Here is an 18373-nt window from a genome sequence, read left to right as displayed (position 1 = left end):
CTGTATCCTGAAGATGTGAGCCACGAAACACTTGATGCCGGCGCAGTGCAGTTGCCGGCCGAAGCCATTGATGCCATCGAGCGCGCGGCCACGTCCGCCCACCGCGCCGCCCATCCCCACGAGGCGCTGTTTTCGGAGCGCGCAGCCAACATTAAGCAGTCAGCAGTGCGGGACGTTTTCGACATTTCCATGCGCCCCGGACTGGTGTCCCTTGCCGGGGGCAGTCCGTACCTGCAATCACTTCCGCTTGAGCGGCTGGCCGCCGCGGCGGCAAGCATCATCGCCAACGAAGGGCTCACTGCCCTGCAGTACGGCGGCGGGCAGGGCACGGAAGAACTGCGCACACAGATCTGCGAGGTGATGGCGGCAGAAGGAATCCTGGACGCGGTCCCGCAGAATGTGGTGATCACCGCAGGCTCCCAGTCGGCCCAGGATGTGGCCACCAAAGTCTTCTGCAACCCGGGCGACGTGGTGCTGGTCGAGAACCCCACCTATGTGGGCGCCCTCAATACGTTTGAGGCGTACCAGGTGGAGGTGGCCACCGTGGAGATGGACGACGACGGCCTGGTGCCTGAGCTGCTCGAGGCCCGGATCGCCGCCCTCCAGACAGCCGGGAAGAACATTAAGTTCCTCTACACCATCCCCAACTTCAACAACCCCTCAGGAATCACCCTGGCCGGGGAACGCCGCCAGCGGGTCGTTGATATATGCCGGAACGCGAATATTCTCGTGCTGGAAGACAACCCGTATGGGCTCCTCCGGTACAAGGGGACACCGCTGGAACCGCTCCGCGCGGCCAACCCCGCCGATGTCATCTACATGGGATCGTTCTCCAAGATCTTTGCCCCTGGTCTTCGCATCGGCTGGGCATTGGTCCCGGAGCACCTCCAGCGGCGCTACTACCTGGCATCCGAATCTGTCACGCTGTGCCCTCCGACGCTGAACCAAATGCTGGTGTCCGCCTACCTCAGCGACTATGACTGGAAGGGCCAGATCGAGACTTACCGCGGACTCTACGCCGAACGATGCACGGCGATGTTGGCCGCCCTGGACGAATACATGCCAGCCGGCACCAGCTGGACCAGCCCGGAAGGCGGCTTCTTCGTCTGGGTCACGCTGCCGGCAGGCGTGGATACCTATCCCTTGCTGCAGAAGGCGATCGAAGCCGGCGTTGTCTTTATCCCAGGAGCTGCTTTCACTCCGTCCGATTCGCCGTCCAATAAGCTGCGGCTGGCGTTCAGCGCGGTGCCGCCCGACGCCATCAAGGAAGGTGTCCGCCGTTTGGCCCCCGTACTGCGCGAAGCACTGGCAGCGCTGTAACGTTGGCCGGACTGAGTGTGGCCCGGAGTGAAACTGAAAGAGGAGTACAAAGCATGAGCGGAATTATTGTTGTTGGCGTTGACGGCAGCGGCACCGCCAAGAAGGCCGCCGAATCGGCCCGGGATCTCGCCGCCGCCGTGGGCGCCTCGCTGCACGTCGTCTCGGCCTTCGACAGCGACCGTACCGAGGTCTTCGGCTCTGGCAGCGACCAGTGGATCGTTTCCGACGCCGATGGTGCCGAGCATGTTGCGAAGACAGTGGCCGAGGCCCTGGCCGGTTCCATCAAGGTGACTTACTCGGCCGCCCGCGGCAAGCCTGCCGAAGCGCTCATCAAGGAAGCCGAGCGCCTGGGCGCCAAGATGATCGTGGTGGGCAACCGGCGGATGCGCGGCATCGGCCGGGTCCTGGGAAGCGTAGCCAACAGCGTGGCCCACAACGCCACGTGCGACGTCTACATCGCCAACACCTACGACGCCGACTAACTGGCAACGGGACACCATGCACCGGCCGCACCGCGGCCGTGCATGGTGTCTGTTCTCACCCCTTGAAGGCAGGTTTCAGCACCGGCCAGGCGATAAAGTGGAAGTGCCCTCAACGGAGCGGACAACCACTCTCCACTCCAGCCAAAGGGGCCCCTTGCTTACTCTTCAGCGCCGCCAACTTGTTGGCCACGATATTCTCCTGGCCCGCCACGGCAACCACATCTGCTCCATGCGGGTGGACCGCGGCAACGGCCGCGTCATTGCGCTGCTGGATGACGGCTCCGTGGACAGCGCCCCCAACCTCATCGCGCCGGGACTGCGCCTGCCGGAGACCGTGGAGAGCGTCCTGCGCGAGGACTGGAAATTCTTGGCGGCCGCCTCAGGCATTGGCCTGATCCTCGGTGGCCTGGTTTTCGCCACCTTCGCTGCCTGGGCAGGCGCCATGGCGGGTAATCCCGAGATGGTCGAGATGATGACGGCCTACTCCGCCTACGGCTACTGACGCCAGGGTTCCGCTAGATGAGCCAGCCGCGCAAAAGCCACCACAGGCCGGCCATCACCAGGCCGCCGAACAGGGACCCGGCCACCACCTGCGCCAGGGTGTGCGCGCGGAGCACCACCCGGGACCAGCCGACGGCGGGAACCAGCAGGAGTAACGGCAGCCAGGCCGGACCGAGCATCAGGACGGAAATAACCGCCGCCGACGACACCGCCGCCGCGTGGCCGCTGATCTTCCAGAAGGGGCTTACGGCGGCCAGCACAACGATGCCGCCGACGATGGCCAGCACCATGACCATCACGCTTCGCGGCGCATCGGCGGCTTGCAGCACCAACAGGCCGGCGGCCACGGACGCCAGTGCCATGAGCAGTACGGGTGCCCGCTGTTTGCGGTTGCTCACGTGATGGTCCGTGACCTTGCCCAGCCTTACGAGCCCCAGGAGCACAACAAGCGGCAGTACGCACACAAACAGCGCGGCCAAGGCTCCATAGCCGACGGCGCCTGGGAATCCGGCCTCGACCACAGGGCTGGCCAGGAGCAGAAGCGTCACCACCACCGGCGGCTGGAACGCCTCCGTCAGCCATCTGGCGGCCCGGTTCCTGGACTGAATCGCGGTTTGGTCCACGGTGTTGATGCTAGTCCCGGCGTCCTAGTCCAGCAGGAGCGCTGGCTCCTCAAGGATCGCTGCGACGTCGGCCATAAAACGGGCGGACAGGTCCCCGTCCACCACACGGTGGTCAAAGGAGCCGCCGAGGGTGGTGATCCAGCGCGGGATGACCTCTCCGTCCAGGACCCAGGGCTTCTGCTTGATGGTTCCGAAGGCAACAATGGCCACTTCACCCGGGTTGATGATCGGCGTTCCGGTATCAATGCCAAGCGCACCGATGTTGGTGATGGTGAGTGTTCCGCCTTGCATTTCGGCGGGCTGGGTCTTGCCCGCCCGGGCCGTGGTGGCCAGGTTGTTCAGGGCCAGCGCCAGCTCCTTGAGCGACAGGTCCTGGGCGTCCTTGATATTGGGAACCATCAGCCCGCGCGGGGTGGCTGCGGCGATGCCGAGGTTCATGTAGTGCTTGACCTGGATCTCGGCGGCGTCGGTCCCGTCCACGTTGTCCACCCAGGTGGCGTTGACGCTGGGATTCCGGGCGGCAGCCCAGATGACGGCCTTGGCAAGGATCAGCAGCGGGGAAACCTTGATTCCCTCAAAGTCGCGCGAAGCCTTCAGTCGCTTGACGAATTCCATGGTTCGGCTGGCATCAACATCAACAAAGATGCTCACGTGTGGTGCAGAGAAAGCCGATTCCACCATCGCCCTGGCTGTTGCCTTGCGGACGCCCTTGACCGGAATCCGTTCAATCCGCTGGTCCTGGGGCCTGCCTGCCTTGCCCCAGAAGCCCTCGGCCTGGTCCAGCTCTGCATCGCGCTGGGACTGGTAGCTGACCAGGTCTTCGCGCGTGACTTCGCCGCGGGAGCCGGTGGCCACCACATCGGCGAGATCGATCCCCAGATCCCGGGCGATCTTGCGGACGGGCGGTTTGGCCAGGACGCGGTTCACGAGCCCTGTGATGGTTCCGCCGAGAGTGGGACGGTTGTCGAGCGCTTCGGACTGACCCCGGGCGGTCCCTTGCCGCTTCGCGGAGACTTCGGCCGGCGTGTGCGGCTGGACAGGCTCGACCTCCGGGGCGTTGCGGGACACGGCGGCGGCGGGTTGCGCCGCCTTCCGGGGACGGCGCTTGACGGCGTCGGCCTTGGGGCCTGAACCCACCAGCGGACCGCCGGCCAGGACGCTGCCTGAAGTGCCGCCGTCGTCCGCGGGAAGCTTGCCGTAGAGGGGCTGGACGGGAGTTTCAGGGGCCGGGACATCGGCCGGCGTCGGGTCACCGGAGACGGCGTCAGAGACGCTGATGATGGCCGTTCCGACGTCGATGGTCACGCCCTCGGGGACCAGCAGTTCGGTGACGGTGCCGGCGAAGGGGGACGGTAGCTCAACGAGCGACTTGGCGGTCTCAATCTCGCACAGGACGTCGTTGATGGCAACGGTGTCCCCCGGCTTGACCTTCCAGGCGACGATTTCCGCCTCGGTAAGGCCTTCGCCCACGTCGGGCAGGTTGAACTTGTTCAGAGTCATGATGTCCTCTTTCGCGGCAAGCGTGAGCGGGAAGCGTGTACGGGAAGTGCCTGCGCCTAGTAGGCCAGGGCGCGGTCCAGCGCCTCGAGGATGCGGTCGATGTCGGGGAGGTAGTCTTCCTCGACCTTGGCCACCGGGTACGGCATGTGGAAGCCGCCCACACGGATCACGGGAGCCTCCAGTGACAGGAAGGCCCGCTCGCTGACCCGGGCCGCGATCTCGCCGCCGATGCCGCCGAAGGTGGGTGCCTCATGCGCCACAACAAGCCGGCCTGTCTTCCTGGCCGACGCCGTGACGGTGTCGAAGTCGATCGGCGAAATGGAGCGCAGGTCGATGACCTCGATGCTGTGGCCGTCCTCGGCAGCGGCGTCAGCGGCGGCAAGGGCCACCGGCACGAGCGGTCCGTAGGCCACTACCGTGGCGTCCGTACCCTCGCGGAGCACGTGCGCCTTGAAGGGGTCGGCCGACGCGCCGGGGTTCCGGGTGTCGACCTCGCCCTTGAGCCAGTAGCGGCGCTTCGGTTCGAAGACGATCACGGGGTCCTGGCACTCCACGGCCTGCCGTGTCATCCAGTACGCGTCGTGGGCGTTGGACGGTGTGATGATGCGCAGGCCTGCGGTGTGGGCGAACAGCGCCTCCGGTGATTCCGAATGGTGCTCAATGGAGCCGATGCCGCCGCCGTAAGGGATCCGGACAACGACGGGAACGGTGAGGTTGCCGTTGCTGCGGGCGTGCATCTTGGCCAGCTGGGTGGTGATCTGGTTGAAACCGGGGAACACAAACCCGTCGAACTGGATCTCGCAGACGGGCAGGTAGCCGCGCAGGGCCAGGCCGATGGCCGTGCCGATGATGCCCGACTCGGCCAGCGGCGTGTCCACCACTCGGTCCGCGCCGAACTCCGCGAGGAGTCCGTCCGTGACGCGGTAGACGCCGCCCAAGGCCCCGATGTCCTCGCCCATGAGCAGGGTACGCGGGTTGTTGTCCAGGGTGGCGCGGAGGCCCTCGTTAATGGCCTTGGCTATGGTCATGGTGGTCATCAGCGGGCCACTCCTGTCGGTGCGTCATCCGGGTCCGGGCTGCCGGGTTCAGCGCTGTTGTGCTGCGGCGTTTCGGCAAATCCTGCGCTGTACTCCTCGAACCAGGCCAGTTCCTCGGCCACCAGGGGGTGGGCCTCGACATAGGTGTTGGCGAAGGCGGTCCGGATGTCCGGGGTCTCAAGGTCATAGGTGGTCTTGCGGACGTAGGCGGCGAGTTCGTCGCCGTCGGCCTTGACCTGGTCGAAGAAGGCGTCATCGGCCAGCCCCTGCGCCCGAAGGTACTTTTCCAGGCGGTCCAGCGGATCCTTGGCCCGCCACAGGGCTTCCTCGGCGGATTCCCGGTACTTTGTGGGGTCATCAGCCGTGGTGTGCGCACCGACGCGGTAGGTGAACGCCTCGATCAGCACCGGCCCCTTGCCCTCGCGCGCGTGTTCGAGCGCCCACTCGGTCACGGCGTGGACGGCGATCGCATCGTTGCCGTCCACCCGGATGCCCGGGAAGCCGTAACCCTTGGCACGGTTGGACAGCGGAATGCGGGTCTGTACCGAGCTGGGAACGGAGATGGCCCAGTGGTTGTTCTGGCAGAAGAACACCACCGGCGCGTTGTAGGAGGCGGCGAAGACCATGGATTCGTGGACATCGCCCTCGGAACTGGCCCCGTCACCGAAGTAGACCATCACCGCGGCCTTGGGCTCGGCCGGCCGGTCCTGCGCGCCATCCGCGGCGACTGCGGCGGCCGCCTTCTGGTCCCGCTGGATCCCCATGGCGTAGCCGACGGCATGCGGCGTCTGCGCGGCGAGGACCAGGGTGTACAGATGGAAGTTGGTGTCCTTCGGGTTCCAGCCGCCGTTGGAAACCCCGCGGAACTGGCGCAGAAGCTCCGCCAGGTCCACATTGCGGGTCAGCGCCACGCCGTGCTCGCGGTAGGTGGGGAAGATGTAATCCTGCGGCTGACTGGCCCGCCCGGAGCCGATCTGGGCGGCCTCCTGGCCGGTCAGCGGGACCCACAGCGCCAGCTGCCCTTGACGCTGGAGTGCCGTTGCCTCGACGTCAAAGCGGCGGATCTTGGCCATGTCAGCGTAGAAGCCACGCAGCTTTTCACCGTCCAGCCGGTCCGCATACGCGGAGAAGACCGGATCCGTCCCCAGGGTCCCGTCAGGCGCCAGCAGCTGCACCATGGGCGCGGCCGGGCTGCCCAGGTGGGCTTCGGCTTCTGCCTCAAGCTGGTCGTCTGCCGCTGTCTGATCGAACTCGGTGGAGGGCAGATGTGTGGCGCCCATACCGTCTCCTTGCTTGCCGCATGCGGATGCATTGCAATGTCGCTGGGATATATGCCGTTGGGGGAATGCATTCCCTTGTTGGCATATATATTGGCTTACTGGTCCTTACTTTATCTTCAGTAGGTGCCGCTGCTGGTGCATGTTAAGCACTAGGAACGCTGCGGCGCCTTTGTATAGTGTGCACAGAGCTCGAGGAACCGGCTGTTGGCCTCGACCTCACCGATGCTGACCCGCACGCCTTCGCCGCCGAACGCGCGCACAGAAAGTGCCTGCTTTCCTGCCAGCTCGGCAAATTCCGAGCTGTTTTCGCCCAGGTTCAACCAGACGAAGTTGCCCTGCGCCTCGGGTACGAACCAGCCGAGTTCACGCAGTCCGGAGGTTACGCGGGTTCGTTCGTCCACGATGCTTTGTACCCTTTCTACAACCAGGGGGTAATTCTGCAGCGACGCTATGGCTGCATTTTCAGCGATCTGTGACACGGCGAAGGGTGTGGCCGCCACGCGCAGGTACTGGGTCAGCACAGGGTTCGAGACGCTGTAGCCCACCCGCAGGCCCGCCAGTCCGTGTGCCTTGGAGAACGTCCGGAGCGCCACTACGTTCGGGTATTTGCGGTACATCGCGATGCCGTCCACAGCATCGCCGGCGCGGACGAACTCTTGATAGGCCTCATCAATCACCACCACGACGTCGGAGGGGACCGCGTGGATGAACCGCTCCGTTTCGGCAGTGGTCAGGATGGGGCCGGTGGGGTTATTCGGGGTGCAGAGCAGGATGACTTTGGTGCGGACCGTTACGGCTGCAGCCATGGCATCCAGGTCGTGGCGTCCCTCGGCCGTCAGCGGAATGCGGACGCTCTCCGCACCCACAAGGCCCACGCTGATGGGATACGCCTCGAAGGACCGCCACGCATAGATCACCTCGTCCGCCTTGCCGTCGTCGTTCTGGCCGGCGAACGTGGACAGCAACTGGTTGAGGGCGCCGAGGCTTCCGGCGCCGGTGACCACGTCTTCGGCCGGCACTGCCAGGAACTCGGCGAGCGCCGCACGAAGCCTGCTGCTGAGGGGATCGGGGTAGCGGTTGAAGTCCGTCTGGTTGGAAATTGCCTCCAGCACTGCCGGAAGAGGGGGCAGGGGGTTCTCGTTGGAGGACAGCTTGTAGCTGGCCAGCCCATCCACGGCGACGGGAGGCTTTCCTGCGGCGTACCGGGGTAGCCGGCTAACCACGGGGCGCGGCCGGATTTCGCCAGGCAGGATCTCGGGTGAAGTCATGCAAACTAGCCTACTTCGCGTGAACGGCACGGGGCGGGCAGGAACGGGCTCGAACCCGGGCGGGGCACAGGGCGGTGTGACAGCATGGGCGTATGCGCTCTTTTATTGTTCGAGTCCTTATCAACGGGCTGGCCCTCTGGATTGCCAGCTGGATACTGCCGGGCCTCGATATCTCCACTTCGGCCACTACCGAGGCGGTGGCCAACTCGGGCGTCACGCAGGGCACCGACACCATCGGCATCATCCTGGCGTACTTGTTCGTCGGTTTGATTTTCGGCGTGGTCAACGCGTTCGTCCGGCCCCTGGTCAGCCTCTTGTCCCTGCCCATCACCATCCTCACGCTGGGCCTCTTCACGATCGTCATCAACGCCGCCATGCTCTACCTGACGTCCTGGCTCAGCAGTTACACGCCGGTGCACTTCACCATTGACTCTTTCTTCTGGACTGCGGTCCTCGCGGCCATCATCATCACCCTCATTTCGCTGGTGGCAGGACGGCTGACAGGGGCCGGCAAGCGCTGACCGGCGGTTACCTCGCCCGGTCAATCTCAGAGGCCCTCTGTGGAGCGTCCGGCTTGGGCCTCGGTAGCAGTTCAGGTGGCTTCGAACGGGACAGCGCGAAGCGGGTGGCCGTTGCCGTGCCGCCTGCCCCCAGGGCGCCGCCAAGAACCGCGGTTGACGCCATCAGAGAGGGATCGTCGCTTGCTGCGACGAGCCGCGCGGCTCCCTGGTAGTTGTTGAGATTGTGGCCGGGCCCAATACCGAATGCACCACCTTCTGGCGTGGTTACTGGGCTGTTGAGAGTCACCGTAACCCGGTTTCGGGCGTCCGGGTTCGGTGTACCGTCGCTGCCGGGCACCCAATCCTGCCGGTGCTCCAGATGTAAAGCAGTGACGTCGGCGTCCGGAACAATGCCACCCACGGGAGACCCCGCGGTGAGGACATATTTCATGTCGTACTCGTTAAGGAAGAGATCGTCGGCCGCCAGGTTCATCGCATGGATTCCACCCTGGCTGTAACCCACGGCCACGACGGGCGCCCCCTTTTCCGCGCCGGCAGCCTGCAGGGCCTGAAACACCGCTGGATTGATTTCTGCGGAGTTGTGGCCCAGCCCTTCAACGATGCCGGCTTCGTCGAACGGATTAACGCCGCCCATTTCACCTCCCGTCTGCGTTCCGGGAATGACCACCACGTAGGCCTTCTGCCCTCCGTTATCCACTTCGACGACTTCGATGTAGCCTTCACCGCGTTCATCGATGATCCGGGCCCGTTCCAACAACGCAGCCGGAGAGCCGTCGAATTCAATGGGCAGCGACTCCTTCTTTTCCAACGTGACCGAACGCGGCTGAAGGATTCGGTTTGAACGCCCGGACACACCGGCGAGCAAAGGTACCGCCGCCGCAATATGCCTGCCCGCCGCCATGTCTGCCCCGAGCGCTACCCAAAAGCGCTCCGGGGAGACTGCCAGCAAGGCAGCCATGGCAAGAGGTCCCACGGCGAGTTCCGTGACTTCCCTGTTGGGAACCGGACCCAAGCCGAGGTCTACCGCCTGCCGGCCAAGGGTTTCGGGGCTCGTCAGTCCGCCGCCAATTCCGCGCGAGAATCCCGCCCACGCTTCCGCCGTTTCGTAGTCCCTTTTGCAGTCCCGCACCTGTCTGCTGATTCCCTGCAACTCCGTCCGGACCGCCTGGACGCTCCATTGGGCCTCCCCGACGTCCATCAGGGCCGCCGTTCCGGTGGGACGCGCTTCATCCTGGTACAGGCACAGGTCTTCCCAGATGCGGCGGACCTCCACTTCGACGGCAGCCAGCTCCCCCGCAGCAGCCTCCAGCTTTTCCGCGCCGCCTACGAGCTCCTCCAACTGAAAACTGATGCCACCAACGCCGCCCCTGATTTCCATGCCTCCGTCCACCGCAGGCCCTGTCAGCCGAATAGGGCCGCCGCTGCCGGATGGCGTCACTTCGGCCATCAGTACCGCCCCGCCGGGTTGCCGGCGGACATTCCCACCGCCTGCGCATGGCGTCTCACCGAAGCCAACGCGTCCTCGAGCCGTACCTTGGCCGTTCCAAGCGCCACCTCCTGCAACGCCACCGAGTTCCGGTACGCCCTCCCGGCAGGTGACTGCCAGTCCAAAAGCTGGATCTCGCGAAAGCCGCCGAGGACCTTTTCCACCCTCCCCAAGCAAAGGTCAACCCGGGCCGCCAACTGCTGAACCTCATAACCTCGGGACATGCATACCGCCATGTCGGCTGCCGTCACGTCACTGCCCATGCCCGTTCCCCCTTCCGGATACCCGCCCGAACCTCTCGTCCGTCAAGGCCCAACTCCTGAACCCCGACGCTACGGAATGCCGTCACACGGCGGAAGCACCGCCGTCGGCTATGTGGACAAGTCACGCCGTTGTTCACATGCGACGGACCGCTTCAGCGGCGGTGAAGAGTTCATGAAAGAATCAGCACATGCCTGAAACTGCCGCCACAGCTGATACCCGCACGCCCTCCGGACGCCTGGCCCTCGCCGCGTCACCGGACCAGATCGCCCTGGGTCCGCTGGACGGCCGTTACCAGTCCGCTGTTGCGCCCCTCGTTGACTACCTGTCCGAGGCAGCCCTGAACCGGGACCGCGTGGCCGTGGAAGTCGAGTGGCTCATCCACCTGACCAGCAACAATGTCCTTCCCGGCGCAGGCGCGCTCACCGCGGAACAGCAGGAAAAGCTCCGCGCGATCGTCACCGAATTCAACTCCGCCTCGGTGTCCGAGCTCGCCGAAATCGAAGCGGTCACTGTCCATGACGTGAAGGCCGTGGAGTACTACATCGGCCGCCGGCTGCCCGCCATCGGCATCGAGAACCTGACCGCCATGGTCCACTTCGGCTGCACGTCCGAGGACATCAACAACCTCTCCTACGCCCTGGGCGTCAAGGGTGCTGTGGAGGACGTGTGGCTGCCCGCCGCACGCGCCCTCGTGGCCCAGATCAGCAAGATGGCAGAGGACAACCGCGCGGTCCCCATGCTCTCCCGCACGCACGGCCAGCCCGCCACGCCCACCACCCTGGGCAAGGAACTGGCAGTCATCGCGCACCGCCTGACGCGCCAGCTGGACCGGATCGCGAAGACCGAATACCTGGGCAAAATCAACGGCGCCACCGGAACTTACGCAGCCCACGTGGCTTCCGTCCCCGGCGCCGACTGGCAGCAGGTGGCCAAGTCCTTCGTCGAGGGCCTGGGCCTGACCTGGAACCCGCTGACCACCCAGATCGAAAGCCACGACTGGCAGGCCGAGCTTTACGCCGACGTCGCGCGGTTCAACCGGATTCTGCACAACGTCTGCACGGACATGTGGAGCTACATCTCCATCGGCTACTTTGCGCAGATCCCCGTGGCCGGCGCCACCGGATCCTCCACCATGCCGCACAAGGTCAACCCCATCCGGTTCGAGAACGCCGAGGCCAACCTGGAAATCTCCTCCGGGCTCCTGGACGTGCTGGGCTCCACGCTGGTGACCTCCCGCTGGCAGCGCGACCTCACCGATTCCTCCAGCCAGCGCAACATCGGCGTGGCGTTCGGCCACTCCCTCCTGGCGATCTCCAACGTGGCCAAGGGCCTGGACCGCCTCGACGTTGCCGAAGACGTTCTCGCCGGCGATCTGGACACCAACTGGGAAGTCCTGGGCGAGGCCATCCAGATGGTCATGCGCGCCGAGGCGATCGCCGGCGTCGAAGGCATGGAAAACCCGTACGAGCGGCTCAAGGACCTTACCCGCGGCCAGCGGGTGGACGCCGCCCGCATGCAGGAATTCGTCCACAGCCTGGGGCTCTCCCCCGAGGCCGAGGCGCGGCTGCTCGCCCTCACGCCCGGCAAGTACACCGGCATCGCGGACCAGTTGGTGGACCACCTCAAGTAAGCCCGCCCGCGGGCACCAGAAGTACGACGGCGGCGCCGGGTCCTTGGAGGGCCCGGCGCTTTTCGGTGGTTGAGCTTGCCGAAGCCGGTTGCCGTGGGCACGCTCGACGCCGGCCGGGCAGGCAGGCGCCGGATCTCGCCGCCGGATGCGAAACTGGAGTCATGAAGCTGCTCCTCATCCGCCACGGACAGACTCCCGGAAACGTTCTCGGCCAGCTGGACACCGCCCACCCCGGGCCCGGGCTGACCGAGCTGGGAGAACGCCAGGCCGAGTCCATGGCACGGTCCCTGGCCAACGAGCAGATAGGCGTAGTGTACGCATCAACACTTCTGCGGACCCAGATCACGGCCGCCCCGCTGTCCCGGCTCCACGGGCTTGAGGTTGAAGTCCTGCATGGGCTGCACGAGATCGAAGCCGGGGCGCTGGAGAAACTGACCGACCACGAGTCGCACATGCGCTACATGGGGACAGTGTTCGCATGGGCAGCCGGTGACCTGGACCGCCGGATGCCGGCGGGCCCGGACGGCCACGAGTTTTTCGAACGGTACGACGACGCCATCAACCGGATTGCCGAGCGCGCGGCCGGCAATGGTGGCTCCGCCGTCGCGGCCGTGGTGAGTCACGGCGCGGCCATCCGCACCTGGACCGGGCTCCGCGCCGCCGGCGCCGACCATGAGTTCGCGGCCCGCCACGTCCTGTCCAACACGGGCATCGTGGCCCTGGAAGGGGACCCCGGCGCCGGCTGGAAGCTGATCCACTGGGACGGGAGCCCGGTGGGCGGCCTCGCTCTCGCGGATCCGACCGCCGAGGACCCCACGGGCGGCTCCGCGTAGCCGCTGGAAACACTGGACGCCATGTGGCGGGGCGTCCATGATGAAGTCAGGCATGAGGCTTCCCCAGGGGACCACGGCCAGTGGTGCCAGCCCTTGCCGTGGAGGCTCAGTGGAATGTCACGCGAAACCGCACCGGCTGCCCAGGGAGGGGCTGCCGGTCCGTTCGAGGCCAACGCTTCCTTCTTCACGGACTACTACGAGCACGTCGCGGCGGAGGACCTCCAGGACTACAATCCGGAGACCCTGGGCCGGCGGGCTCGGTACCACGCGGAAATAGCGGGCATCCGCGCTCCCGGACAGTCCGTCGTCGGGGTCCTGAATGAAACCGATGCGAGCATCGTGATGGTGGTCGCCAATGACATGCCCCATCTGGTTCACTCGGTGACAGCCGAGCTGACCAGGGAGAGTGCGTCGATCCGGCTGCTTGTGCACCCCACGTTCCGGGTGCGGCGGGACCCTGAAACGCATGCGTTGCTGGACGTCGCGCATGGGCCATCGCGGGCCGGACTGACAGCGGCGAACGCCGGCCACGCGGAAATCCCGGATGCCCTTCCGGACGAGTTGGGCGGCATCCAGGATGGGACCACAGAGACTTGGGTGGCCGTGGAAATCGGCAGGCTGCCTGGGGACTCGGGCTCCGAGGAAGTCATCGCGAACCTCCACGGGGTGCTGGCCGATGTTCAGGCAGTCGCCGAAGATCTCCCAGCCATCCACGCCCACGTGACAGCCGCCGTCGGCTCCGTTGACGGATTCCCCAGCGCCACGGTCCCGGCCCCGGATCAGCTCCGGGAACTGCTGCTCTGGCTGGACAACGGCAACTTCGTGTTCCTCGGGTACAGCGAATATGAGCGCACGACGGCGGGCGGCCGGGATGCCCTGCGCGTGCGGGCGGGCGCGGGGCTGGGGCTGCTCCGGGAGGACCGTCCGGAAGGCGGGACTGGTCCGGCCTCCGGCGCACCGCACACGGAGGAGTCCGGGGAGGCAAGCCTCCACAGCCAGCGGGCACTCACGCTCGCTACGTCGGATCTGCGTTCCTCGGTCCCCCGGCCGGCCTACCTGGACGAGATCCGTCTTCGGATCTTCGACGAAGGCCGCGTGGCCGGAGAGCGACGCTTTGTGGGCCTGCTCGCCCCGGGCGCCGCCGGCCAGTCCATACGGCGCATACCGGTGGTCCGGGACAAGGTCCTGGCCGTGCAGGAACACCTTGGTTTCAAGACTGCCTCGCACCAGGGCAAGGAACTGCTGGCGGTGCTGGAGTCGTTTCCACTCGACGAGCTGTTCCATATGGAACAGCTCGATCTGGCCCACTTGGCCACGGAGATCCTGCGCCTGCAGCAGCGCCGCCAAACGCGGCTTTTCCTGCGGCCGGACAGCATCGGCCGCTTCATGTCCGCCCTGGTTTTCCTTCCCCGGCGCCGCTACAACACTGCCGTCCGGCTCAGGATCGAGCAGGAACTCAGGCACGCCTTCAAATCCCCATCCATCGAGTTCGAGGTCCGGCTGGGCGACTCCCCCATGGCCCGGGTGTTCTTCCGGATCCTGCTGGGATCCGGGACGCCAGCGCCCGACGTCGACCCCGTGGAGCTGGAGCGGCGTGTAGTGGCGGCAAGCCGCTCGTGGACGGAGGGCCTGGACGAGTCCCTCCGTGACCGATTCACCGCAGAGGAGGCGGCGCGGCTCTCGACACTGTGGCAGGGCGCGTTTCCGCCAGGCTACCGGGCGGACCACGACGCCGAGGACGCGGTCCGCGACATCGCCGCCTTCGAGGAATTCGATCTTGACGGGACGGGCGGGCGGGCGCTGGACGACCCTCTGTTGACTGTCTATGTCCGGCCGAAAGCCACACGGCCGCCGGCGGAGGACGCGCGGATGCGCCTCTACCTGACCAGCGCCCAAAGCCTCACCCGGTTCCTGCCATTCCTCCACAACCTGGGGCTTGAGGTGCTGGACCAGCGTCCCTTTGAGCTTCGGCGCGCCAGCGGACAGGACCTCTTCCTCTACGACCTCGGGCTGAAGTACCCGCCCGGTATCGATCCCCTGGAAACCAGCATGCTGCTGGCGGATTCGTTCTGCGCCGCCATGCGCGGAGACATCGAGTCGGACGGCTTCGATGCCCTGGTGATCAGGGAGGGGATCAGCTGGCGCCAGACCGTGGTCCTCCGCAGCTACGCCAAATACCTGCAACAGCTGGGCACCCTGAATTCCTATGGCTTCATGGCGGACACCCTTCGCTCCAACCCCCGGGCCACACAGGCGCTGCTGGCACTGTTCCATGCCAAATTCGTTCCCGGCATCGACTGGACCCGGCGGCTCCGCGACACAGCCGCCGCCAGGAAGGAACTGACGGCCGCGATCGAAGACATCCCCAGCCTCGACGCCGACCGGCTGCTGCGCACGTTCATGACCCTCGTCGAGGCCACGTTGAGGACCAACTACTTCCTGGACAGGCCGCATGTGAGCTTCAAACTCAGCCCTGCGGCCATCCCCCACGCACCTCTTCCGAGGCCCAAGTTCGAAATCTGGGTCTACTCGCCGCAGGTGGAAGGCGTTCACCTGCGGTTCGGCATGCTGGCCCGTGGCGGACTGCGCTGGTCGGACCGCAAAGAGGACTTCCGTACAGAAGTCCTGGGGCTGGTCAAGGCCCAGAACGTCAAGAACTCGGTCATTGTGCCCACCGGGGCCAAAGGCGGTTTCTATCCCAAACGGCTTCCGGATCCTGCGGTCGACCGGGCCGCATGGATGGCCGCCGGCCAGGAGAGCTACCGGATCTTCATCCGCGGAATGCTCGACCTCACCGACAACCTCCTTGGTTCCGGAAACGGCGGTACGGTGGTGGCCCCCAAGAATGTTGTCCGGCACGACGGCGACGATTACTACCTGGTGGTGGCCGCCGACAAGGGGACGGCTGCCTTTTCAGACACCGCCAACGAGGTGGCCCGCGCGTACGGCTTCTGGCTCGACGACGCGTTCGCCTCCGGCGGGTCCGTAGGCTACGACCACAAGGAAATGGGCATCACCGCGCGCGGTGTGTGGGCGTCGGTGAAGCAGCACTTCAGCGAGCTGGGCCTGGACACGCAGCAGGAGAATTTCACGGTCGCGGGCATCGGCGACATGAGCGGCGACGTCTTCGGCAACGGGATGCTGCTTTCCCGCCATATCCTGCTGGTGGCAGCCTTCGACCACCGGCACATCTTCCTGGACCCCAACCCCGATCCGGACGCCTCCTACGCCGAACGTCGGCGGCTTTTCGGGTTGCCCCGTTCCTCCTGGGCCGACTATGACGCCCGGGCCATCAGCGCGGGCGGCGGAGTCTACTCCCGGCAGGCAAAGACCGTCCCGATCAGCGATACGGTCCGGATCGCCCTGGGCCTCGAAAAAGGCCGGAGCAGCATGGCGCCGCAGGAACTCCTGCAGGCCATCCTCCGAGCGCCGGTGGACCTGATCTACAACGGCGGCATCGGCACCTACATCAAGGCCTCCACCGAGACGCACGCGGAGGTGGGTGACAAAGCCAACGACGGCATCCGCATCAACGGAAACGAGCTGCGGGTGCGGGTCATTGCAGAAGGCGGGAACCTCGGCATCACCCAGCGGGGCAGGATCGAGGCGGCGCTGGGCGGTGTCATCCTGAACACCGATGCGATCGACAACTCCGCCGGGGTGGACTGCTCGGACCACGAGGTCAACATCAAGATCTTCGTTGACACCATGATCGCGGCCGGGCGGATGCGCCGGGACGAACGGACCGGGTTCCTGCATTCCCTCGCCGATGAGGTGGCCCGGCTCGTCCTAAAGGACAACACCGAGCAAAACACGCTGCTGGTCACCGAACGCCAACTGGTGCTGAACTGGAGCCCCGGCTTCGAACGGACCATGGACTGGCTGGAATCCACCACGGACCTGGACCGGAACCTTGAAGGACTGCCAACCACGGAGGCGCTGCATGCCCGCCTGCAGCGCGGGGAAGGGCTGACCTCCCCGGAACTCTCCGTGCTGGCCGCATACGCCAAGATCGAGCTGGCCCGGGAACTGAACGCCAGCGACCTGGCCGATGACCCCTGGTTCAGGCAGATGCTGCGCAGCTACTTCCCGCGGCAGATCGTGGAACGCTTCGGCGACGAGCTGGAGAGGCATCCGCTGCGCCGCGAAATCGTGGGCACCATGATGGCCAACGACGTGATCAATATCGGCGGGATCACCTTCGCCTTCCGCGCCATCGAGGAAACCACGGCGAGCGCAGCCGCCGTTGCCAGGGCCTTCGTGGTCCTGCGTGAGGCCTACAAGCTGGATTCAATGGTGGCGACCCTCGCGGCCCTTCCACCGGGCTTCCCCATCAAGGAAAGCGCCGGAGTGGCCCTGCACATGCGCCGGCTTCTGGACCGGGGCACCCGCTGGTACGTGACCCACGATCACCGGGACCAACCGATCGCTGAAGCGCTGGCGCGGATCACACCCGCGCTGGACACCCTGCAGGGGAGCATTTCGCCCTACCTGCGGGGAGCCGATTTGGACCTTGTGCAGGAACGGCTGACGCACTGGGACAACGCCGGGCTGCCGCCGGAGCTCAGCAAACGGGCCTCGGACCTGCTGGAAAGCTTTATGATCCTGGACGCTTCAGTGATCTCCGAACTGGTCTCGGAACCTGTCACCGCAGTCATTGACGTGTACTGCGCGATCCTGGAGCGCATCGGCGCGGTCAGGCTGCTGCTGCGCATCACGGACCTGCCCCGGGCAACGCGCTGGGAAGCCCTGGCCCGGGCGGCGCTGCGCGACGATGTCTATTCGGCCGTCGCTGACATGGCCACGTCCGTTATGAAGTCCACTCCGCAGCATGCCGCAGGAGTCGATGCCGTGGAACGGATCGTGGCCTGGGAGCGCGGGTACCAGGAGCAGCTGGCCCGGATCAAGGACACGTTTGCTGAAGTGACCAAACCTGGGGACGTGGACATCGCGTCGATCTCCGTGGCATTGAAGCTGCTGCGCACCCTGGTCCGCCGGTAGCCCGAAGTTCTCCGGACGCTTACGCCAAGGAAACACCACGGTAACCGCGGCTTCCTAGGCTTGATCTGCATAACCCCTCCGGCGAAAGAGGCTCGCGATGCAGACCAACCCACGGCTCAACATCAGGCAGGTCACCTGGGCCAACCCTGTGGGTGCCGATCTGCGCAGGGCCCAGCAGGCGGAACTGGACGCCCGCTTCGGTACCCCTGACCACGAACCGGGGACCCCGCCGTCGGGCGCCGACTGTGCCGTGTTCCTGGTGGCGTACGACAAAGGCTCGGGCCAGCCCGTTGGCTGCGGCGGACTGAGGCTCCTGGACAGTGCCACGGCCGAAATCAAGCGGCTCTACGTGCTCCCCTACACAAGGGGCTCCGGCGTGGCCAGTTCCATCCTGGCGGCCCTCGAAGCCGAGGCGCACAAGCAGGGCATCACACGCATCAAGGCCGAAGCAGGCTCGGCGCAGCCGGATGGCCGGAACTTCTACGAGAACTCCGGCTTCGATCCTGTCCCCAACTTCGGAGCCTACGCTGGAGTGGAGCACTCGTACTGCTACGCCAAGGCGATTGACTCGCACAGCGCCGCCCACACCGCCATGGCCTGAGCCAAATCCGGCCGGCAGCCCGTTAC

15 protein-coding genes are annotated in these 18373 nt (G+C 65.8%); 8 read left to right on the top strand and 7 right to left on the bottom strand.

The features are described from left to right. Positions 1-15: 15 nt before the first annotated feature. The 3 genes from NFC73_RS09825 (at position 16) to NFC73_RS09815 (ending at position 2304) form a co-directional block, all read left to right on the top strand. Complete coding sequence (locus NFC73_RS09825; RefSeq protein WP_254749721.1) at positions 16-1320, top strand: aminotransferase-like domain-containing protein; 1305 nt, start codon at positions 16-18, stop codon at positions 1318-1320. Positions 1321-1373: 53 nt separating this feature from the next. Further along, positions 1374-1802 carry a universal stress protein gene (locus NFC73_RS09820; protein ID WP_248763517.1) on the top strand — a complete coding sequence of 143 codons (429 nt, stop codon included), beginning with the start codon at positions 1374-1376 and terminating at the stop codon, positions 1800-1802. Between the two features lie 154 nt (positions 1803-1956). Beyond that, positions 1957-2304, top strand: coding sequence for a hypothetical protein (locus NFC73_RS09815; protein WP_254749719.1), 348 nt, complete (start codon positions 1957-1959; stop codon positions 2302-2304). A gap of 13 nt (positions 2305-2317) precedes the next feature. On the opposite strand, the gene NFC73_RS09810 is transcribed toward NFC73_RS09815, so the two are convergent. The 5 genes from NFC73_RS09810 to NFC73_RS09790 form a co-directional block, all read right to left on the bottom strand. Beyond that, complete coding sequence (locus tag NFC73_RS09810) at positions 2318-2926, bottom strand: phosphatase PAP2 family protein (protein WP_254749717.1); 609 nt, start codon at positions 2924-2926, stop codon at positions 2318-2320. 24 nt (positions 2927-2950) lie between these two features. After that, positions 2951-4426: a dihydrolipoamide acetyltransferase family protein gene (locus NFC73_RS09805; protein ID WP_254749715.1), complete on the bottom strand. Its 1476-nt coding sequence runs from the start codon at positions 4424-4426 to the stop codon at positions 2951-2953. A gap of 56 nt (positions 4427-4482) precedes the next feature. Then, complete coding sequence (locus NFC73_RS09800; RefSeq protein WP_254749713.1) at positions 4483-5463, bottom strand: alpha-ketoacid dehydrogenase subunit beta; 981 nt, start codon at positions 5461-5463, stop codon at positions 4483-4485. Further along, positions 5463-6743, bottom strand: a complete 1281-nt coding sequence (locus NFC73_RS09795) for a thiamine pyrophosphate-dependent dehydrogenase E1 component subunit alpha (protein WP_254749711.1) — start codon at positions 6741-6743, stop codon at positions 5463-5465. The genes NFC73_RS09800 and NFC73_RS09795 overlap by 1 nt, the downstream gene beginning before the upstream one ends. A gap of 149 nt (positions 6744-6892) precedes the next feature. Continuing rightward, the gene (locus NFC73_RS09790) at positions 6893-8011 is read right to left on the bottom strand and encodes a histidinol-phosphate transaminase (protein WP_254749709.1); all 1119 of its coding nucleotides are present in this window, start codon (positions 8009-8011) and stop codon (positions 6893-6895) included. 92 nt (positions 8012-8103) lie between these two features. On the opposite strand from NFC73_RS09790, the gene NFC73_RS09785 reads away from it, so the two are divergent. After that, the gene (locus tag NFC73_RS09785) at positions 8104-8532 is read left to right on the top strand and encodes a phage holin family protein (RefSeq protein ID WP_254749707.1); all 429 of its coding nucleotides are present in this window, start codon (positions 8104-8106) and stop codon (positions 8530-8532) included. 7 nt (positions 8533-8539) lie between these two features. On the opposite strand, the gene NFC73_RS09780 is transcribed toward NFC73_RS09785, so the two are convergent. After that, positions 8540-9910: a hypothetical protein gene (locus NFC73_RS09780; RefSeq protein WP_254749705.1), complete on the bottom strand. Its 1371-nt coding sequence runs from the start codon at positions 9908-9910 to the stop codon at positions 8540-8542. A 68-nt stretch (positions 9911-9978) separates the two neighbouring features. Beyond that, on the bottom strand, positions 9979-10281 hold the full coding sequence (locus tag NFC73_RS09775) for a hypothetical protein (protein ID WP_254749703.1): 303 nt from the start codon (positions 10279-10281) through the stop codon (positions 9979-9981). A 188-nt stretch (positions 10282-10469) separates the two neighbouring features. On the opposite strand from NFC73_RS09775, the gene purB reads away from it, so the two are divergent. From purB to NFC73_RS09755, 4 genes are all read left to right on the top strand, one after another. Continuing rightward, positions 10470-11912 carry an adenylosuccinate lyase gene (gene purB / locus NFC73_RS09770; RefSeq protein WP_254749701.1) on the top strand — a complete coding sequence of 481 codons (1443 nt, stop codon included), beginning with the start codon at positions 10470-10472 and terminating at the stop codon, positions 11910-11912. A gap of 161 nt (positions 11913-12073) precedes the next feature. Next, positions 12074-12745, top strand: coding sequence for a histidine phosphatase family protein (locus tag NFC73_RS09765; protein ID WP_254749699.1), 672 nt, complete (start codon positions 12074-12076; stop codon positions 12743-12745). A 114-nt stretch (positions 12746-12859) separates the two neighbouring features. Continuing rightward, the gene (locus NFC73_RS09760) at positions 12860-17746 is read left to right on the top strand and encodes an NAD-glutamate dehydrogenase (protein ID WP_254749697.1); all 4887 of its coding nucleotides are present in this window, start codon (positions 12860-12862) and stop codon (positions 17744-17746) included. 97 nt (positions 17747-17843) lie between these two features. Then, the gene (locus NFC73_RS09755) at positions 17844-18347 is read left to right on the top strand and encodes a GNAT family N-acetyltransferase (protein WP_254749695.1); all 504 of its coding nucleotides are present in this window, start codon (positions 17844-17846) and stop codon (positions 18345-18347) included. Positions 18348-18373: the final 26 nt, after the last annotated feature.

It is taken from the genome of Pseudarthrobacter humi (assembly GCF_024294965.1).
Classification (GTDB): domain Bacteria; phylum Actinomycetota; class Actinomycetes; order Actinomycetales; family Micrococcaceae; genus Arthrobacter; species Arthrobacter humi.
This window is presented reverse-complemented; position numbering and strand designations above follow the sequence as displayed.